At 51.7% G+C, this 22,689-nt stretch carries 17 protein-coding genes and 2 tRNA genes; 17 read left to right on the top strand and 2 right to left on the bottom strand.

What is annotated here, in order from left to right:
- Nucleotides 1–131: 131 nt before the first annotated feature.
- On the top strand, nt 132–2,942 hold the full coding sequence (glnE, locus tag BCF53_RS15250; protein ID WP_165901938.1) for a bifunctional [glutamate--ammonia ligase]-adenylyl-L-tyrosine phosphorylase/[glutamate--ammonia-ligase] adenylyltransferase: 2,811 nt from the start codon (nt 132–134) through the stop codon (nt 2,940–2,942).
- 144 nt (nt 2,943–3,086) lie between these two features.
- A complete protein-coding gene (locus BCF53_RS15255; protein WP_132702922.1) occupies nt 3,087–4,082 on the top strand; it encodes a branched-chain amino acid aminotransferase in 996 nt (331 codons plus the stop codon).
- 63 nt (nt 4,083–4,145) lie between these two features.
- Here the strand turns inward: BCF53_RS15255 and yhbY are convergent, their stop codons facing one another.
- A complete protein-coding gene (yhbY, locus tag BCF53_RS15260; RefSeq protein WP_165901939.1) occupies nt 4,146–4,460 on the bottom strand; it encodes a ribosome assembly RNA-binding protein YhbY in 315 nt (104 codons plus the stop codon).
- Nucleotides 4,461–4,542: 82 nt separating this feature from the next.
- Here yhbY and rlmE point away from each other — a divergent pair, with 82 nt between their 5' ends.
- From rlmE to pnp, 15 genes are all read left to right on the top strand, one after another.
- Nucleotides 4,543–5,163 carry a 23S rRNA (uridine(2552)-2'-O)-methyltransferase RlmE gene (gene rlmE / locus BCF53_RS15265; protein WP_132702926.1) on the top strand — a complete coding sequence of 207 codons (621 nt, stop codon included), beginning with the start codon at nt 4,543–4,545 and terminating at the stop codon, nt 5,161–5,163.
- Between the two features lie 44 nt (nt 5,164–5,207).
- Nucleotides 5,208–7,178: an ATP-dependent zinc metalloprotease FtsH gene (gene ftsH, locus BCF53_RS15270; RefSeq protein WP_132702928.1), complete on the top strand. Its 1,971-nt coding sequence runs from the start codon at nt 5,208–5,210 to the stop codon at nt 7,176–7,178.
- A 62-nt stretch (nt 7,179–7,240) separates the two neighbouring features.
- Nucleotides 7,241–8,080: a dihydropteroate synthase gene (gene folP, locus BCF53_RS15275; RefSeq protein ID WP_243645846.1), complete on the top strand. Its 840-nt coding sequence runs from the start codon at nt 7,241–7,243 to the stop codon at nt 8,078–8,080.
- A gap of 12 nt (nt 8,081–8,092) precedes the next feature.
- Nucleotides 8,093–9,436 carry a phosphoglucosamine mutase gene (gene glmM / locus BCF53_RS15280; protein ID WP_132702930.1) on the top strand — a complete coding sequence of 448 codons (1,344 nt, stop codon included), beginning with the start codon at nt 8,093–8,095 and terminating at the stop codon, nt 9,434–9,436.
- A 123-nt stretch (nt 9,437–9,559) separates the two neighbouring features.
- Nucleotides 9,560–10,309 carry a triose-phosphate isomerase gene (gene tpiA / locus BCF53_RS15285; protein WP_132702932.1) on the top strand — a complete coding sequence of 250 codons (750 nt, stop codon included), beginning with the start codon at nt 9,560–9,562 and terminating at the stop codon, nt 10,307–10,309.
- A gap of 6 nt (nt 10,310–10,315) precedes the next feature.
- Complete coding sequence (gene secG / locus BCF53_RS15290) at nt 10,316–10,657, top strand: preprotein translocase subunit SecG (RefSeq protein WP_132702934.1); 342 nt, start codon at nt 10,316–10,318, stop codon at nt 10,655–10,657.
- Between the two features lie 15 nt (nt 10,658–10,672).
- Nucleotides 10,673–10,759 (top strand) — tRNA-Leu (locus BCF53_RS15295).
- A gap of 123 nt (nt 10,760–10,882) precedes the next feature.
- Nucleotides 10,883–10,959: transfer RNA gene (locus BCF53_RS15300), tRNA-Met, on the top strand.
- A gap of 240 nt (nt 10,960–11,199) precedes the next feature.
- On the top strand, nt 11,200–11,655 hold the full coding sequence (gene rimP / locus BCF53_RS15305) for a ribosome maturation factor RimP (protein WP_165901941.1): 456 nt from the start codon (nt 11,200–11,202) through the stop codon (nt 11,653–11,655).
- A 53-nt stretch (nt 11,656–11,708) separates the two neighbouring features.
- Nucleotides 11,709–13,202, top strand: a complete 1,494-nt coding sequence (gene nusA / locus BCF53_RS15310; protein ID WP_132702938.1) for a transcription termination factor NusA — start codon at nt 11,709–11,711, stop codon at nt 13,200–13,202.
- A gap of 17 nt (nt 13,203–13,219) precedes the next feature.
- Nucleotides 13,220–15,781, top strand: a complete 2,562-nt coding sequence (infB, locus tag BCF53_RS15315; protein WP_132702940.1) for a translation initiation factor IF-2 — start codon at nt 13,220–13,222, stop codon at nt 15,779–15,781.
- Nucleotides 15,782–15,851: 70 nt separating this feature from the next.
- The gene (rbfA, locus tag BCF53_RS15320; protein ID WP_132702942.1) at nt 15,852–16,265 is read left to right on the top strand and encodes a 30S ribosome-binding factor RbfA; all 414 of its coding nucleotides are present in this window, start codon (nt 15,852–15,854) and stop codon (nt 16,263–16,265) included.
- 2 nt (nt 16,266–16,267) lie between these two features.
- The gene (gene truB / locus BCF53_RS15325; RefSeq protein ID WP_132702944.1) at nt 16,268–17,191 is read left to right on the top strand and encodes a tRNA pseudouridine(55) synthase TruB; all 924 of its coding nucleotides are present in this window, start codon (nt 16,268–16,270) and stop codon (nt 17,189–17,191) included.
- A gap of 127 nt (nt 17,192–17,318) precedes the next feature.
- The gene (gene rpsO, locus BCF53_RS15330) at nt 17,319–17,588 is read left to right on the top strand and encodes a 30S ribosomal protein S15 (RefSeq protein ID WP_132702946.1); all 270 of its coding nucleotides are present in this window, start codon (nt 17,319–17,321) and stop codon (nt 17,586–17,588) included.
- A gap of 205 nt (nt 17,589–17,793) precedes the next feature.
- The gene (pnp, locus tag BCF53_RS15335; protein WP_132702948.1) at nt 17,794–19,911 is read left to right on the top strand and encodes a polyribonucleotide nucleotidyltransferase; all 2,118 of its coding nucleotides are present in this window, start codon (nt 17,794–17,796) and stop codon (nt 19,909–19,911) included.
- Between the two features lie 79 nt (nt 19,912–19,990).
- Here the strand turns inward: pnp and BCF53_RS15340 are convergent, their stop codons facing one another.
- On the bottom strand, nt 19,991–22,531 hold the full coding sequence (locus BCF53_RS15340) for a penicillin-binding protein 1A (protein ID WP_132702950.1): 2,541 nt from the start codon (nt 22,529–22,531) through the stop codon (nt 19,991–19,993).
- Nucleotides 22,532–22,689 lie beyond the last annotated feature (158 nt).

Here is a 22,689-nt window from a genome sequence, read left to right on the forward strand (position 1 = left end):
CCACAGAATGGATGAAAATAGTATCAACAGGCCCTAAGCTATATCGCTCAGGCTTAATGATTTCCGCCCGCCGAAAGTGGGGGAGTCAGCGCTACGTCTTATCACAGAACAAGAACAAAGGTTTTTGAATCGTGCCAAAAGAAAAACAGCTGAAAAAAGAACTCGAACGCCTTCAGTCACAATCGCAATTCTGTAATTTGGAACCCCAGCATCAACCGGTTTTTGAGCGGATGTGTCTGGCCAGTCCGTGGCTGTTCACCTGGCTGAAAGGGCAAACCGATTGGGTGGCCTTCCTTGGTTTTGTTGAGGCGGATGCTAATCCGCAGGCCGCTCTGCAAGAGGCGGCTCAAACCTGGACGATCAAAGACGAAGCCCGGGTCATGAAGGATTTACGCGTTTGGCGTAACCGCTATATGGCGCGGCTGATCGCGCGTGACATTTTGCAGCTGAATCATGTTCGAGACACCGCCCGCGCGGTTTCTGATCTCGCCGATGCTGCCATCCGCCAAGCCTTGGCCTGGAGTACAGAATTCTGGCAAGCAAGCCAGGGTGCGCCGGCCATCTGCCCGCACAGTGATCAGCCGGAGCAGATGATTGTTATCGCTATGGGTAAGCATGGCGCGCAGGAGCTTAACCTTTCTTCCGATATTGATCTGATCTTTGCCTACCCAACGCAGTCAGAAACCACGAAAGGCAAGCCGCATGAGCTGTTCTTTACCCGCGTTGGCCGCAAGCTGATTCAACTGCTGGATCAGCGCACGGCCGATGGTTTTGTGTTTCGGGTTGATATGCGTTTACGCCCCTGGGGGCAATCCGGCGCGCTGGTGTCCAATTTTCGCGCGCTGCAAAACTATTACCTGCAACAGGGGCGCTTCTGGGAGCGCTTTGCCATGGTGAAGGCGCGTGCTGTCACCGGCGCTGTTCAGGCTCAGCAGGCGCTGGAGGATATTCTTACGCCCTTTGTTTATCGCCGCTATGTCGATTACCAGGCCGTGGGTGCGCTGCGTGACCTTAAGCAGAAGATTCAGGCAGAGGTGCGCCGGCAAAACCTTGAGCGCAACATCAAGCTGGGGCGCGGTGGTATTCGGGAGATCGAATTCATCGCCCAGGTGTTTCAGCTGATTCGCGGTGGTCAGGATGAAATCCTGCAGCAGCGCGGTACCTGGCCGGTTCTGGCGTCGTTAGGCGATTTGGGTCTGTTGCCTGATAACGCCGTGACCGAGTTGGTCGAGGCCTACGATTTTCTGCGCGATCTGGAGCACCGTATTCAGGCCATAAACGATGAGCAAACACAGGTGTTGCCGGTGGATGACGCGGCGCTGGAGCGTCTGGCCATTTCAGCCGGTGCTGAATCGGCCGATCAGTTGCTGACCCGGCTGACTGATTATCGTGAACGGGTGCATAAGCACTTTTCTTACCTGATTCAGGATGACTCACCTGAATACACGCCGAAGAGCGTGGAACAGTACGAATCCTTGTGGCTGGCTGAATCTGCCGCAGCGGAAGGCGAACTGGCTGCCGCGCTGCTGGCGTTTCGGGCATTGCCCGGCGTTGATCGGCTGTCTGAAACCGCCCGCCACAATCTGGATGTGTTTATGCCGCTGTTGTGGGCGAACCTGGCGGAGTATGACGATGCGCCGCGGCGCTTTGAGGCGATACGGCCGATACTGGAATCAATCTTACGGCGCACCTCTTATTTTGTGTTGCTGGCAGAAAATCCGGTTGCCGTGCGTGAGTTGGTCAAGCTGGCACCGCAAAGCGTTTGGATTGCCGAGAACCTGCAGGAAAAGCCCTTCCTGTTGGATGAACTGACGGATATTGAAAGCCTTTACCGTCTGCCGAATAAGGTTCAGCTGATGGACGAGCTGCACCAGATGCTGATCCGTGTTCCGGAAGAAGACCTTGAACGGCAGATGGAGCTGCTGCGCCATTTCCGCCATGGCAAGGCCTTGCGTGCGGCGGCCTGCGAAATCGCCGGCCAGCTGCCGTTGATGAAAATTTCAGACTACCTGGCCTGGGTGGCCGAAGTGGTGGTCGAACAGGCACTGGCGTTGGCGTGGCAGCAAATGGTTGCCAAAAACGGCCGCCCTTCAAAAGAAAACGGCGACTGGTGCGATACCGATTTCGGGGTAATCGCCTACGGCAAAATGGGTGGGATTGAGCTGTCTTATCAATCCGATCTGGACCTGGTGTTCATCCATAATGCCGCGCTGAATGGCCAGACTGAAGGCCCGAAAAAGATCGACAACAGTGTGTTTATGGCGCGCCTGGGGCAAAAGCTCATTCACCTGATGTCGTCAGTGACACCGTCGGGAATGTTGTACGAAGTCGACATGCGACTGCGGCCCTCGGGTAACTCCGGCATGCTGGTGTCCGGTTTGGCGGCCTTTAAAAAGTACCAGCTGGGTCAGGCCTGGACCTGGGAGCATCAGGCTCTGGCGCGTGCTCGCTTTATTGCCGGTGATCCGGAGCTCAAGGTGCTGTTCGATGAGCTGCGCGCAGAAATCCTTTGTTTACCACGGGAAACGCAAAAATTGCGCACCGAGGTATTAGAGATGCGCCAGAAGATGCGCGATCACCTTTCCACTCCGGCGCGTGGTGATAACCCGGAGGAGAATTTCCACCTCAAGCATGATAGCGGTGGCATTGTGGATTTGGAGTTTCTGGTGCAGTTTTGCGTGCTGGCTTATGCCCGGCAACACCCTAATCTGGCGATCTGGTCGGATAATGTGCGTACGCTCGATGAGCTGCTGGCGGCGGGCATTGTTGACGCGGATGATCATAATCGCCTGCTGAGTGCTTACCTGCAATTGCGTACTGCCGTGCACCGGGCGATTCTCGACGGCCATTCAACTTCAATCGAGCGTTCTGCCATTGATGATAAGTTGAATTTGGCGATTGAGCACATCCGTCAGGCGTGGCGTAAATATGTCGAATGCTGATGCACTGAGCCACTAGTGTCTGCCGGTTATTAGGCTTACAATGTTGCGCAATTTCATAGCGAATCCAATGGCTTAGTGCGTTTCATGCATTATTTTCGGGTTCTACTCACTCTATCTACTCAGCAATCTTTTTAGGGGGCACTCATGGCTGCATTTGGTACCGTTTTTATGCCGGAAATGACACTGGCAACGTTCGAGGATAACAAATGGAACGAGTCGAGCGTGGTGCCCGCAGATAGCCTTCAATTCCACCCCGGTGCGCATGTTCTGCATTACTCCAGTACCTGCTTTGAAGGGTTGAAGGCGTTTCGTCATGAAGACGGCAGCGTGCACATCTTCCGTATGGATGCCAATATCCGTCGTCTGGCGCAGAGCTCTAAGCTGCTGCACCTGCCGGAAATTGATGAAGCGCAGCTGTCGCAGATGATTATTGATATTGTGCGTAAGTTTGCTGACGAAGTACCGTCACCTCCGGGTTCCATGTACATCCGTCCAACGCATCTCGGCACCGAGGCGGCCATCGGCAAAGCCGCAGCGCCTTCACTGAGCTCGATGCTCTATGTTCTGCTTTCTCCGGTGGGCGATTACTTTGCCGGTGGCGCACACACGCTGCGCCTGTTGCTGGATGAGCAGGGCGCACGCTGCGCTCCGCATATGGGCATGGTTAAGAGCGGTGGTAACTACGCCAGTGCGCTCGACCCAATCCTGCGGGCCCGCGCCGAAGTTAAAGCCGATCAGGTGCTGTTCTGCCCGAATGGCGATGTTCAGGAAACCGGTGCGGCCAACTTCCTGTTGATCGACGGTAACGAAATTATTACCAAGGCGCTGGATTCCAGCTTCCTGCACGGCATCACCCGGGATTCACTGCTGAAGCTGGCTGCTAAGATGGGTATGGATGTTCAGGAGCGAGAGCTGACCGTCAGCGAATTGCTGGAGCGCGCTGCCAAGACGGGTTGCGAAGCGGCACTGTCCGGCACGGCTGCGGTACTGGCACCGGTCGGTACTCTGATTCATAAAGGTAAAGAATATGCGGTGGGCAACGGTCAGGTGGGCCCGACTACAGAGAAACTGCGTGCAGCATTGAATGATATTCAGTGGGGTAAAGCGGAAGACAGCTTTGGCTGGTTAACTCAGGTATAGGTCGCTGTCAGCGATCGCCCTGTTTCAACGATGCCCGCCGGCGCGGGCATAGCGTTCAGCCGCTTACAGATGGTTGAAGCGGATGATGTTCGAGAGCTTAGGGTTTGGCTCGTCAGATTTTCGCAACAGCAGGGCAATATGACCAATGGTCTGTACCAGTTCTGCACCGGTTTCGGCCACCAGTTCTTCAATCATGGCTTTCTTATCTTCACGGTCTTCCGCGACTACCTTTACCTTTATCAGCTCGTGATCATCGAGTGCACGGTTGATTTCAGCCATGACGGTATCGGTCAATCCTTTTTCTCCGATCATAACGATCGGATTTAATTTGTGACCAATGGTGCGTAAACGCTTTTTTTGTTCCTGTTTCAAACTCATAATTGGGTTATCTCGTACTTACATTAATACTTTGATCTAGATTGTACTTTAGATGCGGGTAAATAACTAAAGAGGATTATACGTGGCTCGGCCAAAAAACAGTCAGGATTGGCTGAAAGAACATTTTGATGACAAATATGTCCAAATGTCCAAGCAGGATGGCTATCGCAGCCGTGCCAGCTATAAGCTCATTGAGCTGAGTGACAAGTACCGGCTGATTAAGCCCGGCATGACAATTGTCGACCTGGGTTCGGCGCCGGGCGGCTGGTCGCAGGTGGCGGCAAGGATGGTTGGTGACAACGGCCGTGTTGTGGCCTCCGACATATTACCAATGGACAGCATTGCCGATGTCGAGTTTATTCAGGGCGACTTTACAGAAGAGGCCGTTTATGACGAGCTTCTGGCACGAATTGGTGATAGGCCGGTTGACCTTGTAATTTCAGATATGGCCCCCAATATGAGCGGAAATGCGGTCATTGATCAGCCCGCCGCCATGTACTTGGTGGAGTTGGCGCTGGATATGGCACAATCTATTTTGAAACCGGGTGGATCGTTCGTCGCTAAGGTGTTTCATGGGGAGGGTTTTGACGAGTACGTCAAAACAGTCAGACAGCACTTTACAAAGGTTATGATGCGCAAGCCAGATGCATCCAGACCGAGGTCGAGAGAGACCTACGTAGTTGCAACTGGTTATAAAAATTAGGCAAACACGCAGAAGTTTGCGTAAGAAGGTGAAAATTGAACGATATGGCTAAAAATTTAATTTTATGGGTAATCATCGCGGTTGTACTGATCGCTGTTTTTAATAACTTCGATATGTCTTCCAGTGCTGAGCCGGTGAGCTACTCCCGTTTCGTGCAGCAGGTAGAGCAGGATCAGGTGCGTTCGGTGACCTATTCAGGGCTGGATATTACCGGTGAAATGCGTGATGGCACCTATTTCAGCACGGTTCGTCCGGATTACAGTGACCCGAATGTGCTGATCGACGAAATGATTGCACACGGCGTTGATGTTGCCGTTCAGCCGCCTGAACAGCCAAGTATCTGGACTCAGCTGTTTGTCGCAGCCTTCCCGATCTTAATTATTCTGGGTGTGTTCATGTTCTTTATGCGCCAAATGCAGGGCGGTGCCGGTGGCGGCAAGGGTGGCCCGATGAGCTTTGGTAAGAGTAAGGCGCGCCTGCTCAGTGAAGATCAGATTAACACCACCTTTAAAGACGTGGCCGGTGTTGATGAAGCAAAGGAAGACGTTCAGGAACTGGTCGACTTCCTGCGTGACCCGGGTAAGTACCAGCGTTTGGGCGGTAAGATTCCGCGCGGTGTGTTGATGGTGGGTCAGCCGGGTACTGGTAAAACACTGCTGGCTAAAGCCATTGCCGGTGAAGCTAAGGTGCCGTTCTTCTCTATTTCCGGCTCCGATTTCGTCGAAATGTTCGTTGGTGTGGGTGCGTCGCGTGTGCGTGACATGTTTGAGCAGGCTAAAAAGCAGGCGCCTTGTATTATCTTTATCGATGAGATCGACGCTGTGGGTCGTTCCCGTGGTGTGGGCATCGGTGGCGGTAACGATGAGCGTGAACAAACTTTGAACCAGCTGCTGGTGGAAATGGACGGTTTTGAGGTCAATGACGGCATCATCGTGATTGCTGCAACCAACCGACCGGATGTACTCGACCCTGCACTTAAGCGTCCGGGCCGATTTGACCGTGAAGTTGTGGTTGGCCTGCCGGATGTGCGTGGCCGTGAGCAGATTCTGAAAGTACACATGCGTAAAGTGCCGATTGCGGACGATGTCGATGCCTCTATCGTTGCCCGTGGTACGCCAGGCTTTTCCGGTGCAGACCTTGCGAACCTGGTGAATGAAGCTGCCTTGTTCTCGGCGCGTCTGAACAAGCGCGTGGTGACCATGGAAGAGTTCGACCGTGCTAAAGATAAGATCATGATGGGTGCCGAGCGCAAGACCATGGTGATGTCGGAAAAAGAAAAGGTGAATACCGCCTATCACGAAGCCGGTCACGCCATTGTTGGTCGCCTGGTGCCGGATCACGATCCGGTTTATAAGGTGAGCATCATTCCTCGCGGCCGGGCTTTGGGTGTCACCATGTTCCTGCCCGAAGAAGATCGCTACTCGGTCAGTAAGCGCGGACTGGAAAGCCAGATTTGTGGTCTGTACGGTGGCCGTATTGCCGAAGACATGACGCTGGGTGGTGCGGGTGTTACGACCGGTGCCTCCAATGACATTGAGCGTGCAACCGCGATTGCCCGTAACATGGTCACCAAATGGGGCTTGAGTGAGCTGGGTCCTCAGCAGTTCGAAGAAGAGCAACAGGGTTATCTGGGTAGCCAGAGCTCCGGGTCTAAGGTGTCTGGTAAGACCGCTGAAATGGTCGATGAAGAGATCAAGAAGATTCTGGACAAGTGCTACAAAGAGGCTTACCGCATTCTGGAAGAGAACCGCGATAAGCTCGAAGCGATGAAAGATGCATTGATGGAATATGAAACCATTGATGTTAATCAGATTGAAGACATTATGACCGGTTTGACCCCTCGTAAACCGCGCGGCTGGGATGATCGCCAGTCGGCGGCAGAGGCTGCAGCGTCTGAGAAAGACGAGCCTGCAGAGAAAGAGGCGGCTGTGGCCAAAGAAGCCCCGGCTGAAGAGAAAGCGCAGGGAGACTCTGCTGCTGAATCGCAGGAGCAGGATCGTTCGTCTAAAGAATGATCTGATATGAAATGAATAAAAGTCGGCTTGTGCCGGCTTTTTTTATTTGCAGGGGTGCAGGTTTGAAGTCGTTTAAATTTAAAGAGAAATCATTGCCGCTCGATCATGCTCATGTCATGGGTATTTTGAACGTCACGCCGGATTCGTTTTCAGACGGCGGTCAGTTTGCCGGTGTGGAACAGGCAATGACGCATGCCAGGCAGATGGTTGCTGCCGGTGCTGCTATTGTTGATGTAGGGGGCGAGAGTACTCGTCCGGGCGCAGCGCCTGTTTCATTGCAGCAGGAAATGGACCGGGTCTTGCCGGTGGTGGAATCGTTGACTAAAAACGTCGATACCATTATTTCAGTGGATACCAGTTCCCCCGAGGTGATGACTGAGGCAGCCGCGTTGGGTGCGCACCTGATTAATGATGTGCGTGCATTGCAGCGCAGCGGCGCTATGGCTGCGGCTGCGATGACCGGTCTGCCGGTTTGCCTGATGCACAAGCAGGGTGAGCCGGATTCGATGCAGGATGACCCGGTTTATGCGGATGTTATGACAGATGTTCATGACTTCTTTGTTGAGCGTATAGCCGCCTGTCACCGTGCAGGTATCGAACAGCATCAGATTATTCTGGACCCGGGCTTTGGCTTCGGTAAGTTGCTGAATCACAACCTGACGTTGCTGAATCGATTGGATCAGCTCACAATTGGCGGCTGCCCGCTGCTGGTCGGGATGTCCAGAAAGCGCATGATTGGCGAAGTGTTGAATAAAGCTGTAAATGACCGGCTGAATGGCAGCCTGGCACTGGCGGCGGCAGCGGTGATGAATGGTGCCTGGATTGTTAGGGTGCATGACGTTGCGGAAACCGTCGATGTTGTGCGCATGCTGAATGCGGTAAAACAAGAAAACTTAGCGTAAGGAGTAATTCAAATGGCTAAAGGAAAGAAATATTTCGGAACCGATGGTATTCGTGGAGAGGTCGGTAAAGGCGCTATTACTCCTGAATTCGTACTCAAGCTGGGCTGGGCGGCTGGCAGGGTGTTTTCTCGTCATGGCCGTGGAAAAATTCTGATCGGCAAGGACACCCGTATCTCTGGCTATATGTTCGAGGCAGTGCTGGAGGCGGGTTTGGCCGCTGCCGGCTGCGATAGCCTGCTGGTGGGGCCAATGCCAACGCCGGCTATTGCCTACCTGACCCGGACCTTCCATGCCGATGCCGGTATTGTTATTTCAGCCTCCCATAATCCGTTTTTCGACAACGGCATTAAGTTCTTCTCTGCTGAGGGCACCAAGTTGCCTGATGACATTGAGTGGGAGATCGAGGCAGAGCTGGAACAGTTAATGGAGTGTGCCCCCAGTTCTAAGCTAGGCAAGGCCCGCCGCATCGATGATGCCAACGGTCGCTATGTTGAATATTGCAAATCCACTTCCGGCTACCTGAATCTGAATGGCCTCAGCATCGTGCTGGATTGCGCCCACGGCGCCACCTACGATGTCGCCCCAAAGGTATTCCGTGAGCTGGGTGCCGATGTGCACCTGATCGGCGTGCAGCCTAATGGCCTCAACATCAATGAGGGTGTCGGCTCAACGCATCCGGCCGCGCTGCAGAAAGAGGTGCTGGAACAGAAAGCTGACTTGGGCATTGCGTTTGATGGTGACGGTGACCGCCTGCTGATGGTGGATCATGAAGGTCATACCGTCGATGGTGACGAGTTGCTCTACATACTGGCGAAACACCTGAAAGAGAAGGGTGTGGTTGCCGGCGGTATCGTCGGTACCCTGATGACCAATCTGGGTCTGGAAGTCGCCCTGAAGAAGCAAGGCCTTGAGCTGATTCGTGCTAAAGTTGGAGATCGCTATGTCATGGAGCAGTTAGGTGAGCGGGGATGGACGCTGGGCGGAGAAAACTCCGGCCACCTGGTCTGCAAGCATGTTTCAACCACTGGAGACGGCATTGTATCTGCGCTGCAGGTGTTGTGCGCCTTGCGCGAAAGTGATCAAACCCTGTCACAGGCAAAATCAGGAATGCGCAAATATCCTCAAGTGATGATCAACGTCAAATTGCCTAAAAAGCAGGATGTGCTAGCCTTGCCTGCCATTAAAGCGGCCACAGAAGCTGCTGAACACCAATTAGCGAATACTGGCCGAATATTGCTGCGTCCTTCCGGGACCGAACCTGTTGTTCGGGTGATGGTTGAAGGAGAAGACGTATCAACGGTGAAGTCAGTGTGTAAGAAGCTAGCCGCCGAAGTAGAGCTGGCAGTCGCTGACTGATGACCTAATGTATTGATTTAACAATTATTTTTTAAACTAGAACCCGTGTGCTTTTTCGGTCCAAAGCTTGCTCCGAAACATTAAAATAAGTACACTCTGCGCCCGCTCGAGGAGGCATTGTTTATGCGACGTCTATTAGTTGCTGCAAACTGGAAAATGAATGGTAATAAAGAGTCTAACGCGGCTCTGTTGAAAGCTTTTAAAGAAGGCTTCGATGGTTCAGCTGACACGGCGATTTTCCCGCCGGCTCTGTACGTACCTCAATTGAGTGAAGAATTAGCTGATTCAGCAATCGCTTACGGTGTTCAGAACGCATACTTTGAAGAAAAGGGTGCATTCACCGGCGAATTAAGTCTGTCTATGGCAAAAGAATTTGGCTGTGAATATATTTTGGTGGGTCACTCTGAACGTCGCGAACTGTTCGGTGAAACTGACGAAATCGTAGCTAAAAAAGTTGAAGCGATTCTGGCTGCTGGCCTGATCCCAATGCTGTGTATCGGTGAAAAGCTGGAAGAGCGTGAAGCCGGCACCACTGAAAAAGTATGTGAGACTCAGGTTAAGGCTGTTTTGGATAAAGTCGGTATAGCGGCTTTTGAAAAAATCGTAATTGCATATGAGCCAGTATGGGCAATTGGTACTGGTAAAACAGCAACGCCTGAACAAGCTCAGGACGTTCATGCCTTTATCCGTCAGATTCTGGCGGCAGAAGATGCTGAAGTTGCTGCTAAGACACGTATTTTGTATGGCGGCAGTGTTAAAGCTGCCAGTGCAGAAGCACTGTTCGGTCAGCCTGACATTGATGGCGGCCTGGTTGGTGGTGCTTCATTAATCGCAGATGAGTTCGTAGCTATTTGTAACGCTACAAAAGGGTAAGTTTAAATGGTATATGAAAATCTGGTGTTACTGATTCATGTGTTGCTTGCTGTCGGTGTAATCGGTTTTGTACTGATTCAACGTGGTAAGGGCGCAGAAGCTGGCGCATCTTTTGGTGGTGGTGCTTCGCAAACTGTATTTGGTTCTGCGGGTAGCGGGAACTTTTTGACCCGTATGACTGCCATTCTGGTCGCCGGTTTTTTTGTAACAAGTTTGGCACTGGCTTTTGTTGCCAAGCAAAAGGCCGAGGGTCTTTCTGAATTTAACGTTCCGGTAGAGGTTTCTCCAGTAGAGACTGATGTTGTTCCGGTTGTTAATGAGCCAGAAAGCGCACTGCCTGCAGAGTAATTCATATACGATTTAGCCGACGTGGTGAAATTGGTAGACACGCCATCTTGAGGGGGTGGTGGGCGCAAGCCCGTGCTAGTTCGAGTCTAGTCGTCGGCACCAATTCAAAGGCCTGCTTTTGCAGGCTTTTTTTGACTCTGAAGTATCCTTGCATGCTTGGGCCGCTGTCCGTATAATTCGCGCGGTTTTTAAGGCACCCGAAATTGCAGGTGTGGATGATTTTGTTGCGGGGTGGAGCAGCCTGGTAGCTCGTCGGGCTCATAACCCGAAGGTCGTCGGTTCAAATCCGGCCCCCGCTACCACTCAACAAGATCAAAGCGAGTCAGCTCATCTTTCAGTATGAGTCCGATCGCTCAAGGCCAGTGGTATGCGGCCTGAACGTACGTATGTTTTTTATTGCGTACGCAGAGACACCGGGGGTGTCTCTTTAAATAAACGTTTACTTTAAGCCCCTCACTGAAGGGGTTTTTTAGTTTTAAGATGTCCGTTTTTTTGAAGTCGTGGCATCCGATAATTTTTTTATAGGTTACAGGCTTAATAAAGTGGCAAAGATTGATGAGTTAAATGCGTTGATTGAACCGGTTGTCACCGGTATGGGCTTCTTGCTTTGGGGTATTGAATACGTCCGCAGCGGGAAGTTTTCAACTCTGCGCATTTATATTGACCATGAGAATGGTATTAACGTTGATAACTGTGCAGACGTAAGTCGTCAGATCAGTGCAGTTATGGATGTGGAAGACCCCATTTCAACAAACTATACACTTGAGGTTTCCTCTCCGGGTATGGACAGGCCGTTGTTCACTGCTGAGCAGTACGAGCAAAGCAAGGGTGAGTGGGTTGAAATAAAACTGCGCTTTGCGTTTGAAGGTCGTAAAAATTTCAAAGGCGTTATTAACGGAGTTGAAGACGGCGATGTCGTTGTTCAGGTTGATGGCGAAGAGTTTTTACTGCCGATTGAAAGTATCGATAAAGGTCGGATTATTCCGAACTTTAAGTAATTAATAAGACATAACCGGGCCATTGGCTCAAACGATTGAAAGAGGCTGAAACGATGAGCAAAGAATTACTCTTGGTCGTAGATGCGGTTGCAAACGAAAAGGGTGTTTCACGCGAAGTTATTTTTGATGCGATGGAACAGGCTTTAGCAACGGCTGCGAAAAAGCGCTTAGACGACGAAGGGGAGGCCGATGTCTACGTCGTAATTGACCGTAAAACCGGTAACTATGAAACCTTTCAGCGTTGGGAAGTTGTGAGTGACGATGTGGTACCACTGCTGGGTTCTCAATGGACTACAGAGGAAGCCCATGAAGTGGATACAACGCTTCAGCCCGGTGATATTTACGAGAAGCAAGTAGAAAGCGCGGCTTTTGGCCGCATCAGTGCGCAGGCTGCCAAGCAGATTATCGTACAGAAGGTTCGTGATGCTGAGCGTGCCCGCATTGTTGATATGTACCGTGAACGTGTCGGTGAAATGGTTTCCGGCACAGTTAAAAAAGTGACACGTGATGCCCTGATAATTGATCTGGGTGGTAACGCAGAAGCTGTGTTGCCGCGTGAAGAAATGATCGGTCGAGAAGCCTTCCGTCTGGCAGATCGGGTCCGTGCTGTTCTTCAATCCATTAAGTCTGAAGGTCGTGGTCCTCAATTGGTGTTGAGCCGATCCAGTAATGAAATGCTGGTTGAGCTGTTCCGAATTGAAGTACCGGAAATTCAGGAAGAGATTATTGAGATCCGCTCCTGTGCGCGTGATCCGGGTTCCCGTGCAAAGATCGCGGTGAAAACCAATGACGGCCGAATTGATCCGGTCGGTGCCTGTGTCGGTATGCGTGGTTCACGTGTGCAGGCAGTCTCTAACGAACTGGGTAATGAGCGTGTTGATATTATCCTCTGGGACGATAACCCGGCTCAGCTGGTGATTAATGCAATGGCTCCGGCCGAGGTTGCATCGATCGTTATGGATGAAGATGCGCACACCATGGAAGTTGCCGTCGCTGAAGACAACCTGGCAATGGCCATTGGCCGTAACGGCCAGAACGTTCGTCTGGCAAGCGAATTGACCGGCTGGACCATCAATGTCATCACTGAAGATGAAGCCGGTGCACGTCAGGAACAGGAAGTTGGCCAGTTGGTTGCGCACTTTATCGATAAGTTAGGTATCGATGAAGACTTCGCCGGGGTGCTGGTCGAAGAAGGGTTCACCACGCTGGAAGAAGTTGCGTATGTACCTCTGGCTGAAATGCTGGAAATTGAAGGCTTCGACGAAGATCTGGTTGAAGAGTTACGTCAGCGTGCGAAAGACGTATTGCTAACACAAGAGCTTGCCAGTGAAGAACAGCTGGAATCTGCAGAGCCGCAACAGGACCTTCTGGAAATGGAAGGTATGGATGAGCATCTGGCGCTGGTTCTGGCAAGCAAAGGTATTGTTTCCATGGAAGATCTGGCAGAGCTGAGCATCGACGAAATGGTTGATGTCAGCGGTCTGGATGAAGAGACCTCCGGGAAACTGATCATGGCTGCACGAGCTCCATGGTTTGAAAATGAATAGGCGGGAAGGAGAATTTGATGTCCGAAGTAACAGTTAAGCAGTTAGCCGATTCGGTTGGCACTCCCGTAGACAAGCTATTGACTCAGATGAAAGCTGCGGGTTTATCTCAAAAGAAAGAGTCTGATTCAGTCAGTGATGACGAAAAACAGAAATTACTGAACCATTTGAAAACGAGTCATGGCGATAAAGCTGATGCGCCAAAGAAAATTACGCTGAAGCGTAAGGTCACTACGACTCTGAAAACCGGTGGTTCAAAGAACAAGACTGTGAGCATTGAGGTTCGTAAAAAGCGAACCTATGTTAAGCGCGATGAATCGGCGGCTCCTGCTGCTGCCCAGGCGCCTAAGGTTGAAGACGATCGCACTGCTAAGCGCGCTGAAGAAGACGCGAAGTTAGAAGCCGCACGTTTGAAGGCTGCTCAGGAAAAAGAAGCGCAGCTGAAGAAACAGGCAGAGGAAAAAGCCGCTGCCGAAGCCGCTGAAAAAGCAGCGAAAGCCAAGGGCGCGAAAGCTGCCGGTGGTGATGCCGCTGAACAGGAAGCGCAAATAGCAACAGGCGACGCCCAGAAAAAACGTCAGCCAAAAACTGTGCGTGATACACCGCGTCGTGATGATGATGGTGTTGCTGAAGCCGGTCGTAAAGCCGGCCACAAGAAAGGCAGCCAGAAGGTTCAGGCGCAGCGTGCTTCTACGCACCGTACCGGTAACAAGCATCAGCAAATGCTGGTAGCGCTGGACGATGAAGGCTTTGGCCGCCGTCGTAAAGCGAAGCGACCGAAGAAGAGCCTTGAGCATCAGTTTGAAAAACCAACAGCTCCGGTTGTTCGCGAAGTTGAACTGGGCGAAAGCATTACTGTTGCTGAGCTTGCTCAGAAAATGTCTGAGAAGTCGGCTGCAGTTGTGAAGAATCTGTTCAAGATGGGTGTAATGGCGACCGTTAACCAAACGCTGGATCAGGATACGGCCATTCTGATTGTTGAAGAGATGGGTCACAGTTACAAGATCGTTAATGAAAACGCGCTGGAAGACACCATGATGGAAGTTTCCTATCAGGGTGAACTCGAATCGCGCGCACCGGTTGTTACCGTGATGGGTCACGTTGACCACGGTAAAACCAGTTTGCTTGACTATATCCGTAAGTCACGCGTAACTGCCGGCGAATCCGGTGGTATTACCCAGCATATTGGTGCTTACCACGTAGAATCTTCACGCGGCATGATCACCTTCCTGGATACACCGGGACACGCCGCCTTTACTGCGATGCGTGCGCGTGGTGCACAGGCAACTGACGTTGTTATTCTGGTGGTCGCTGCCGATGACGGTGTGATGCCTCAGACTCAGGAAGCCATCCAGCATGCTAAAGCGGCGGGTGTGCCTCTGGTCGTTGCGATCAACAAGATCGATAAAGAATCTGCAGATCCGGATCGTGTAACCAATGAACTTGCCCAGCAGGACGTTATTCCTGAATCCTGGGGTGGTGATACACAGTTTATTCAGGTGTCGGCACACAGCGGTCAGGGTATCGAAGAGCTGCTGGAAGCGATCTCCCTGCAAGCCGAGCTGCTTGAGCTTAAAGCGCATGCGACTGGCCCGGGTAAAGGTGTGGTCATTGAATCGAGTCTGGATAAAGGCCGTGGTGCCGTTGCAACCGTTCTGGTTCAGTCCGGTATGCTTAAGCGTGGTGACATCGTACTGGCCGGTTCTCATTACGGTCGCGTTCGTGCGCTGCTGGATGAAACCGCTCAACCGATCGATGAAGCCGGTCCATCCATTCCTGCTCAGATTCTGGGCCTGAACGGTACACCGGAAGCCGGTGACGAATTTGTTGTTGCAGAAAGCGAGCGTGCGGCCCGTGAAGTTGCTGAATTGCGCTCCTCACGCAGCAAGGGTGCTCTGCAGGCGCAGCAGCAGGCGGCTAAGCTGGATGCTCTGTTCTCCAACATGGGTGATGCCGAGAAGAAGGTTCTCAACGTTGTTCTGAAAACAGACGTACGTGGTTCACTGGAAGCGATTAACGGCTCTCTGCTCAAGCTGGGTAATGACGAAGTGAAGGTGAACATTGTTGCCGGCGGTGTCGGTGCAATCTCTGAATCTGATGCGAACCTGGCGATTACTTCTGGTGCCGTTGTCTTCGGCTTTAACGTTCGTGCAACCGGCAAAGCCCGTGAAGCCATTGAGCGTGGCGGCCTGGATCTGCGTTACTACAACGTTATCTATGATCTGATCGACGATGTTAAGGCGGCGCTGAGCGGCATGCTGGCTCCAGACCTGCGTGAAGAGATTGTAGGTCTTGCGGAAGTGCGCGATGTCTTTAACTCGCCTAAGTTCGGCCAGATTGCCGGCTGTATGGTGGTTGAAGGTACGGTCTACCGTAACAAGCGCATCCGTGTTCTGCGCGATGAAGTGGTTATCTATGAAGGCGAGCTGGAATCCCTGCGTCGCTTTAAAGATGACGTTCAGGAAGTGCGTCAGAATATGGAGTGTGGTATCGGCGTTAAGAACTACACCGACGTTAAGGTAGGCGACAAGATCGAAGTATTCGATGTCAAAGAAGTGGCCCGCACTATCGATGACGCCTAATCGGCGTAATTAATAATGACCGGCTTCGCTAATGGCTAAGCCGGTTTTTTTGTATTCAGGAGTTCGAAAAATGGCGAGTAACAGTAGTCGCATTCGAAAAATTGGCGATCAGATTCAGCGTGATCTGTCGAAGATTATTCAGCAGGAAATTAAAGATCCGCGCGTTGGTATGGTAACCATTAACGACGTTCGTGTGTCGTCTGATCTTTCCTATGCTGATGTGTATTTCACCTGCATGGCGTTTGGTGCGCAGGGTGAAGAAGATGAGCAGGAAGCCAAGCGTGTCGAGCAGTCCAAGCTGCTGAACCAGGCCGCAGGTTTTATGCGTTCGCAACTGGCCAAGGGCTTGAGCCTGAGGGTTATCCCGCAATTGCGCTTTCATTACGATGCCATTATTGAATCCGGATCTAAAGTCTCGGCGCTGATCGATAAGGCTATCTCGGAAGATAACGATAAGCACGAATCAGACGCGCAGGAAGACTAAGCATGGCGCGTAAGCGTAAAGGCCGCGCCATTGATGGTGTTGTATTGGTTGATAAGCCGGCAGGGTTCAGTTCAAACGGCCTGCTGCAGAAAATTCGCTGGATCTATCAGGCGCAAAAGGCCGGCCATACCGGTGCGCTCGACCCTGCAGCAACCGGGCTGCTGCCTATTTGTTTTGGTGAGGCGACAAAGTTTACCCGTTACCTGCTGGACTCCGATAAGCGTTATCTAACAACCGGCGTCTTGGGTATTTGTACCGATACGCTGGATGCGGAAGGTGAGGTGGTCGCGGAAGCGCCGGTGCCGGCGGTTCAGCAGAAAGAGCTGGAAGCGCTGATCGCAGCGCGTTTCACTGGTGATATCGAGCAGATTCCGCCCATGTATTCCGCGTTGAAGCGGGATGGTAAAAAGCTGTACGAGCTGGCCCGTCAAGGTGAAACCATTGAGCTGGAGCCGCGTCCGGTAACGATCTATGAAAACCGTGTGCAAGGGCTGTCTGAACCTGAGTTTTCATTGAGTGTTCATTGCTCCAAAGGCACCTATATTCGAACGTTGGTTGCCAATATTGGTGATGCTATAGGGTGCGGGGCGCATGTAAAAAGCCTGCGTCGCACTTCTCATGGCCCATTTCAGCTTGCGGATGCCCATACGGTGGATGCACTAGAGGCACTGCGCGAGCAGGAAGACTTTCAGACGCTGGATAGCTACCTAATATCAATTGATGAGCTGCTTGGGCATTTGCCCAGGGTCGATCTCAATGAAAAGCAGAGTCGGTTGTTCAGTCATGGCAACGATATTCAGTTTGAACCGGTGGTCGGTGAGGCCCGAGTTTACAGCAGTACCGGCGCTTTTCTGGGTGTCGGTGAAGGCAGAAATGGTCAACGGCTGCAGCCGGTTCGGTTGGTTGCCAAGCGCGATAGCGAATAGGTTGGTTCGTGACTGCGGCTTGTGTATAATCGCCGCGGTTCAGCTGATTCAGACTGAATTTGATGTTGCTGTTAATGTGCACGGCAGACATTAGATGAATAGAACGCACATTCCTGGAGTATTAAAAATGGCATTAAGTGTCGAAAAGAAAGCAGAAATCATTAAAGAGTTCGGTCAAAGTGAAACAGATTCCGGTTCTCCTGAAGTTCAGGTAGCGCTGCTGACTGCAAACATCGAAACATTGCAGTCTCACTTTAAAGATCACGCAAAAGATCACCACTCTCGTCGCGGCCTGATCCGTATGGTTAACCAGCGCCGTAAGTTATTGGACTACCTGAAGCGTAAAGACGTTGCACGTTATGCATCTCTGATTAAACGCCTGGGTCTGCGTCGATAATCATCCGATTTCTAAAAGGGCTCTTTGTTGAGCCCTTTCTCGTTTCTGGCAGATATCTGTTTGCCTGCTTTGCCGCTCTTTGAATTAAATTAACCCGACTGTTAACGATTACTGCCCAGATTGAATTGGGGCTTCTATCCATGTGTTTGTAAAGCGCAAGTCCATGGATAGAAGCATCGTTACAGTCATTAAGAAGGAACGTTAAATGTTAGATTTAACCCCTAAGACCACCTCTTTTGAGTTCGGTGGCAAAACTGTAACACTGGAAACCGGTCGTGTTGCCCGTCAGGCAACCGGTGCCGTTGTATGTACAATTGAAGATACCGTTGTTCTGGCAACTGTCGTAGCAAAAGACAGTGTTTCACCAGGTCAGGATTTCTTCCCTCTGTCTGTTCACTATCAGGAAAAGTTCTACTCTGTGGGTCGTATTCCGGGTGGTTACCTGAAGCGTGAAGGTCGTCCGTCTGAAAAAGAAACGCTGACCTCACGACTGATCGACCGTCCGATTCGTCCACTGTTCCCGAAAGGCTTCATGAACGAAGTTCAGGTAATCATCAACGTACTGTCGGCAAATAAGACGGATGATCCGGATATCGCAGCCATGATCGCAACTTCTGCGGCGCTGGCTGTATCTGGTATTCCATTCAGCGGCCCGATTGGTGCAGCGCGTGTTGGCTATACCGATGAAGGTGGCTATGTCATCAACCCGAGCTATGAAACCCTGGCAAGCTCTAAGCTGGATATGGTTGTTGCCGGTACTGAAAGCGCCGTATTGATGGTGGAATCAGAGGCCGATGAGCTTTCTGAAGATCAGATGCTGGGTGCTGTTCTGTTTGCGCATCAGGAATTCCAGTCTGTGATCACTGCGATTAAAGCCTTTGCAGCTGAAAACGCCAAGCCAGCATGGGATTGGCAGCCAGAAGCTGAAAACGAAGAGCTGAAAGCAAAGGTTTCTGAAGCCTATGCCGCCAAGATCGCTGAGTGCTATCAGATCGCCGATAAAATGCAGCGTTATGCCGCACTGAACGATCTGCGCGCAGATGCTGTTGAGAAAATCGCTGTTGACGAGGGTGAGCCTTCTGCGGACGACGTGTCTGCTATGTTCAGCAAGATTGAAAAACTGACCGTGCGTCAGCGAATTGTTGCCGGTGAGCCACGCATCGATGGTCGTGACGGTAAAACCGTTCGCCCAATCAAGGTTGAAGTCGGTGTACTGCCTGGTGCGCATGGTTCTGCCTTATTTACCCGCGGTGAAACTCAGGCTCTGGTGACGACAACTTTGGGCACATTGCGTGACGGCAAGATGGAAGACATGTTGCACGGCACCATGACCGATAACTTCATGCTGCACTATAACTTCCCTCCGTTCTCGGTAGGTGAAGCGGGCCGTATGGGTGGCGTTGGTCGTCGTGAAATCGGCCATGGCCGTTTGGCTAAGCGCGGTGTGCTGGCGATGATGCCAACGACTGATGACTTCCCATATACCGTTCGTGTTGTGTCTGAAATTACCGAATCAAACGGTTCTTCTTCGATGGCCTCTGTGTGTGGTGCTTCTCTGGCGATGATGGATGCGGGTGTACCGGTTAAGAACCCGGTTGCTGGTATTGCCATGGGTCTGGTGAAAGAAGGTGACGGCTTTACTGTTCTGACTGACATTCTGGGCGATGAAGATCACCTGGGTGACATGGACTTTAAAGTAGCCGGTACTGAAGGTGGTATTACTGCGCTGCAGATGGATATCAAGATTCAGGGTATTACTGAAGAAATCATGGAGATCGCTCTGGAGCAGGCTCTGGATGCTCGTCTGCATATTCTGCGTGAAATGGCTAAAGTCATTGGCTATTCACGTCCGGAACTGCCGGATAACGCGCCTACGATGGACGTTATGAAGGTCGATCAGGACAAAATCCGCGATGTTATCGGTAAAGGTGGTGCAACCATTCGCAGCATTATCGATCAGACCGGTGCTGAAGTGGATATCCAGGATGACGGCACTGTGCGCATCTATGGTTCAACCAAAGAAGGCGCACTGGCTGCCCGCAACATGATTCTGGCCATTACTGCTGAACCTGAAATTGGTGAAGTGTACAAAGGTAAGGTTGCCCGTTTGGCTGACTTTGGTGCCTTCGTTACCTTCCTGCCGGGTAAAGATGGTCTGGTGCATATCTCTCAGATCGCTCAGGAGCGTATTGAGAAGGTGACCGATAAGCTGAAAGAAGGCGAAGAAGTCATCGTTAAGGTTCTGGACGTTGATGCTCGGGGCCGTGTGAAGCTGTCGATCAAAGAAGTGACAGAAGAAGATAAGGCTAAAGTCGCGGAATAATCGCTGACTCGCTGATAAAAAAACCGCACCCTAAGGTGCGGTTTTTTTTTGGCCTGATACTTTTTCAGTACAGGTTTTTTCAGAACAGGCTTTCGACCGGCGCACTGGCCGGAGGTGCGCCATTCTCAGTTTGCGGCAGGGTTTGCTCGGCACTGAAATCGATGGTGAGTGCCGAGTTGCTGTACTCAGTCGGGACATTGTTTTCTTTGAAGAACTCAAACCTGGCGCCCGAGCTGCCCGGTCGGGCTAACAAGCCGGTTGCTGGGTCAATGCGCACCTGCACAATGCCCACAGGCTGAGGCTGTGAATTCAGTGGTTTGTTCTCAAGTGCGGTTTTCATAAACTCCAGCCAGGCCGGCAGGGCGGCTTTACCGCCGAATTCGTTGTTGCCGAGAGAGGTATTGGAGTCGTACCCAACCCAGGCGGTTGCCACATAATCGCCGTTGTAGCCGGTGAACCAGGCATCAACGGCATCATTAGTGGTACCGGTTTTACCTGCCAGGTCGGAGCGGTTCAATTCACTTCTGGCGGCGCGCCCGGTGCCTTTTTGAATGACATCCTGCAGCATGGAGTTCATCAGGAAGGCCGTTTGCGGTGACAGGACCTGTGGGGCGTATGACTTTTTCGCAGTACTGCCAGCCGTCGCTTGGCTTGCTTCCTGGTCGACTGCCAGTGCCAATGGCGTGATATCGATAGCTACTGCGTTTTCGTTGGCGGGATCAGTTTCACCCTCCAGGTACGAAGGTGCTTCCGGGCAACCGCGACAGACCGTTTTAGGCGTTGCCTCAAACAGGATATTACCGGACTTATCTTCAATTCTTTGGATGAAATAGGGCTCAACCTGATAGCCGCCGTTTGCGAAAACGGCATAACCGGTGGCCACCTTTAACGGCGACATGGCCGTACTGCCCAGAACCAGGGTCATATCGTTTGCCAGCTCTTCAGCTTTAAATCCAAACCGCTCAGCGTAGTTGCGTGCATAGCGAATGCCGATGGAGTCGAGAATTCGAATGCTGGACAGGTTCCGGGATTGGTACAGAGCCTGGCGCATCGGTATTGGCCCAAGGTAGCGGTCGCCGGAGTTTTTTGGGCGCCAGACATCTTCCAGAGAGGCGTCAGCTCTGACAATCGGCGCATCATTCACGATTGATGCCGGTGTGTAGCCGGCATCAATGGCTGCACTGTATATGAATGGTTTGAAGTTTGAGCCGGGCTGGCGGCTCGATTGCACGGCGCGGTTGTATTTGTTCAGAATGAAATCAAAACCGCCGACCATTGCCTGAATACTGCCGTCTGTTGGTGATAGCGCAACCAGGGCTCCCTGAGCTTCCGGGACCTGAGCAAGAGCCCAGCCGGTTGCTGTTTTTTCCAGTCGGATCAGGTCGCCGGGTACCGCAACCTGATAGCTGCTGGTAATTTCAGGCCCTCTTTCGTTTACGCTAATGCGCTTTCGTGCCCAGGAGATCTCTTCCAGAGTCAGGCTGTAAACCTTGTCGTCACCTTTGGGGATGAAGCTCAGCGTGGATTCATCGCCGGGAACAACCAGCGCCGGGATCAGATCGCCGAACACCGGGGTCTTGTTGAGTCGTTCAAGTCGGTTTTTGAAAATTTCACGACCGTCAGCGCCCTCAGGGTTGAAGTGCTCTTCGCGCCCGCTATAGCCATGGCGGCGGCTGTAACTCAGCAGCGTTTTGCGCACGCCGCGATTGGCTGCGACCTGAAGGTCGCTGTTTACAGTGGTGTAAATGCTGTAGCCATCTGTATAGGCTGCTTCGCCAAAGCGCTCGAGCATTTCGGCACGCACCATCTCGGCAAGGTAGTAGGCTTCAAAATCCGGATTGTTGCCATGGTAGCTCGCATCAATAGGTTCGGCGACGGCAAGTGAGTGCTCGCTTTCGGTAATGTAAGCGTTCGCTAACATAGCATCGAGAACGGTATTTCTTCTGCGTAATGCCCTGTCAGGATAGGAAATGGGGTTGGCACCTGAAGGAAGCTGGTGCAGCCCGGCAATCATAGCAAGCTGTGCTAGGCTTAAATCATTGATGTCCTTGCCGTAGTAAACAGTGGCGGCCGCCTGGATGCCGTAGGACCGGTAACCCAGAAAATGCTTGTTAATATAAAGTTCAAAGATCTCTGCTTTAGTGAGCTCCTGCTCCATCTTCAGGGCAAGCAAGATTTCAGTGAACTTACGGGTAAAGGTTTTCTGTTGTGTTAAGAAATAGTTACGGGCGACCTGCTGGGTCAGGGTTGAGCCGCCAGCGCCTTCTTTATCGCCGGTGATGAGAACATCGAGCGTAACGCGTGTGAAGCGAATGGGGTCAACACCGTGGTGTTCCTCAAAGCGTTTGTCTTCAATGGCGATTAACGCCTGAACAAATGGTACGGGCACCTGATCAAATGTCAGCGGAGTGCGACGTATCTCTCCGTATTCTGCAATTAGCTTGTTGTCTGAGCTTAAAATCCGCATTGGCGTTTGCAGTTTGAAGTCTTTTAGGGTGACTACATCCGGCAGGTGCGGAGACAAATAGAGATACACGCTGGCGGAAATGAGAACCGAGCCACAAATTGCTAAAAAGCCTAGCCACAACAGGAAATGTATTGATCTGATAACAAGTTTCATGTTTTTCCAATTAAATGAAGGAGTTACGTTAAAATGCCGACAAGAAGCGTAGATTATAAGCCGATTTAGAGCTTTTTATACATTGCGCATTGGTCTATTGTGTTATGTAATAGTTAATGTAAATACTAAAAAGCATGCGTAAGTGTGTGTTGTTGAAG

The organism is Reinekea marinisedimentorum (genome assembly GCF_004341165.1).
Classification (GTDB): Bacteria; Pseudomonadota; Gammaproteobacteria; order Pseudomonadales; family Natronospirillaceae; genus Reinekea; species Reinekea marinisedimentorum.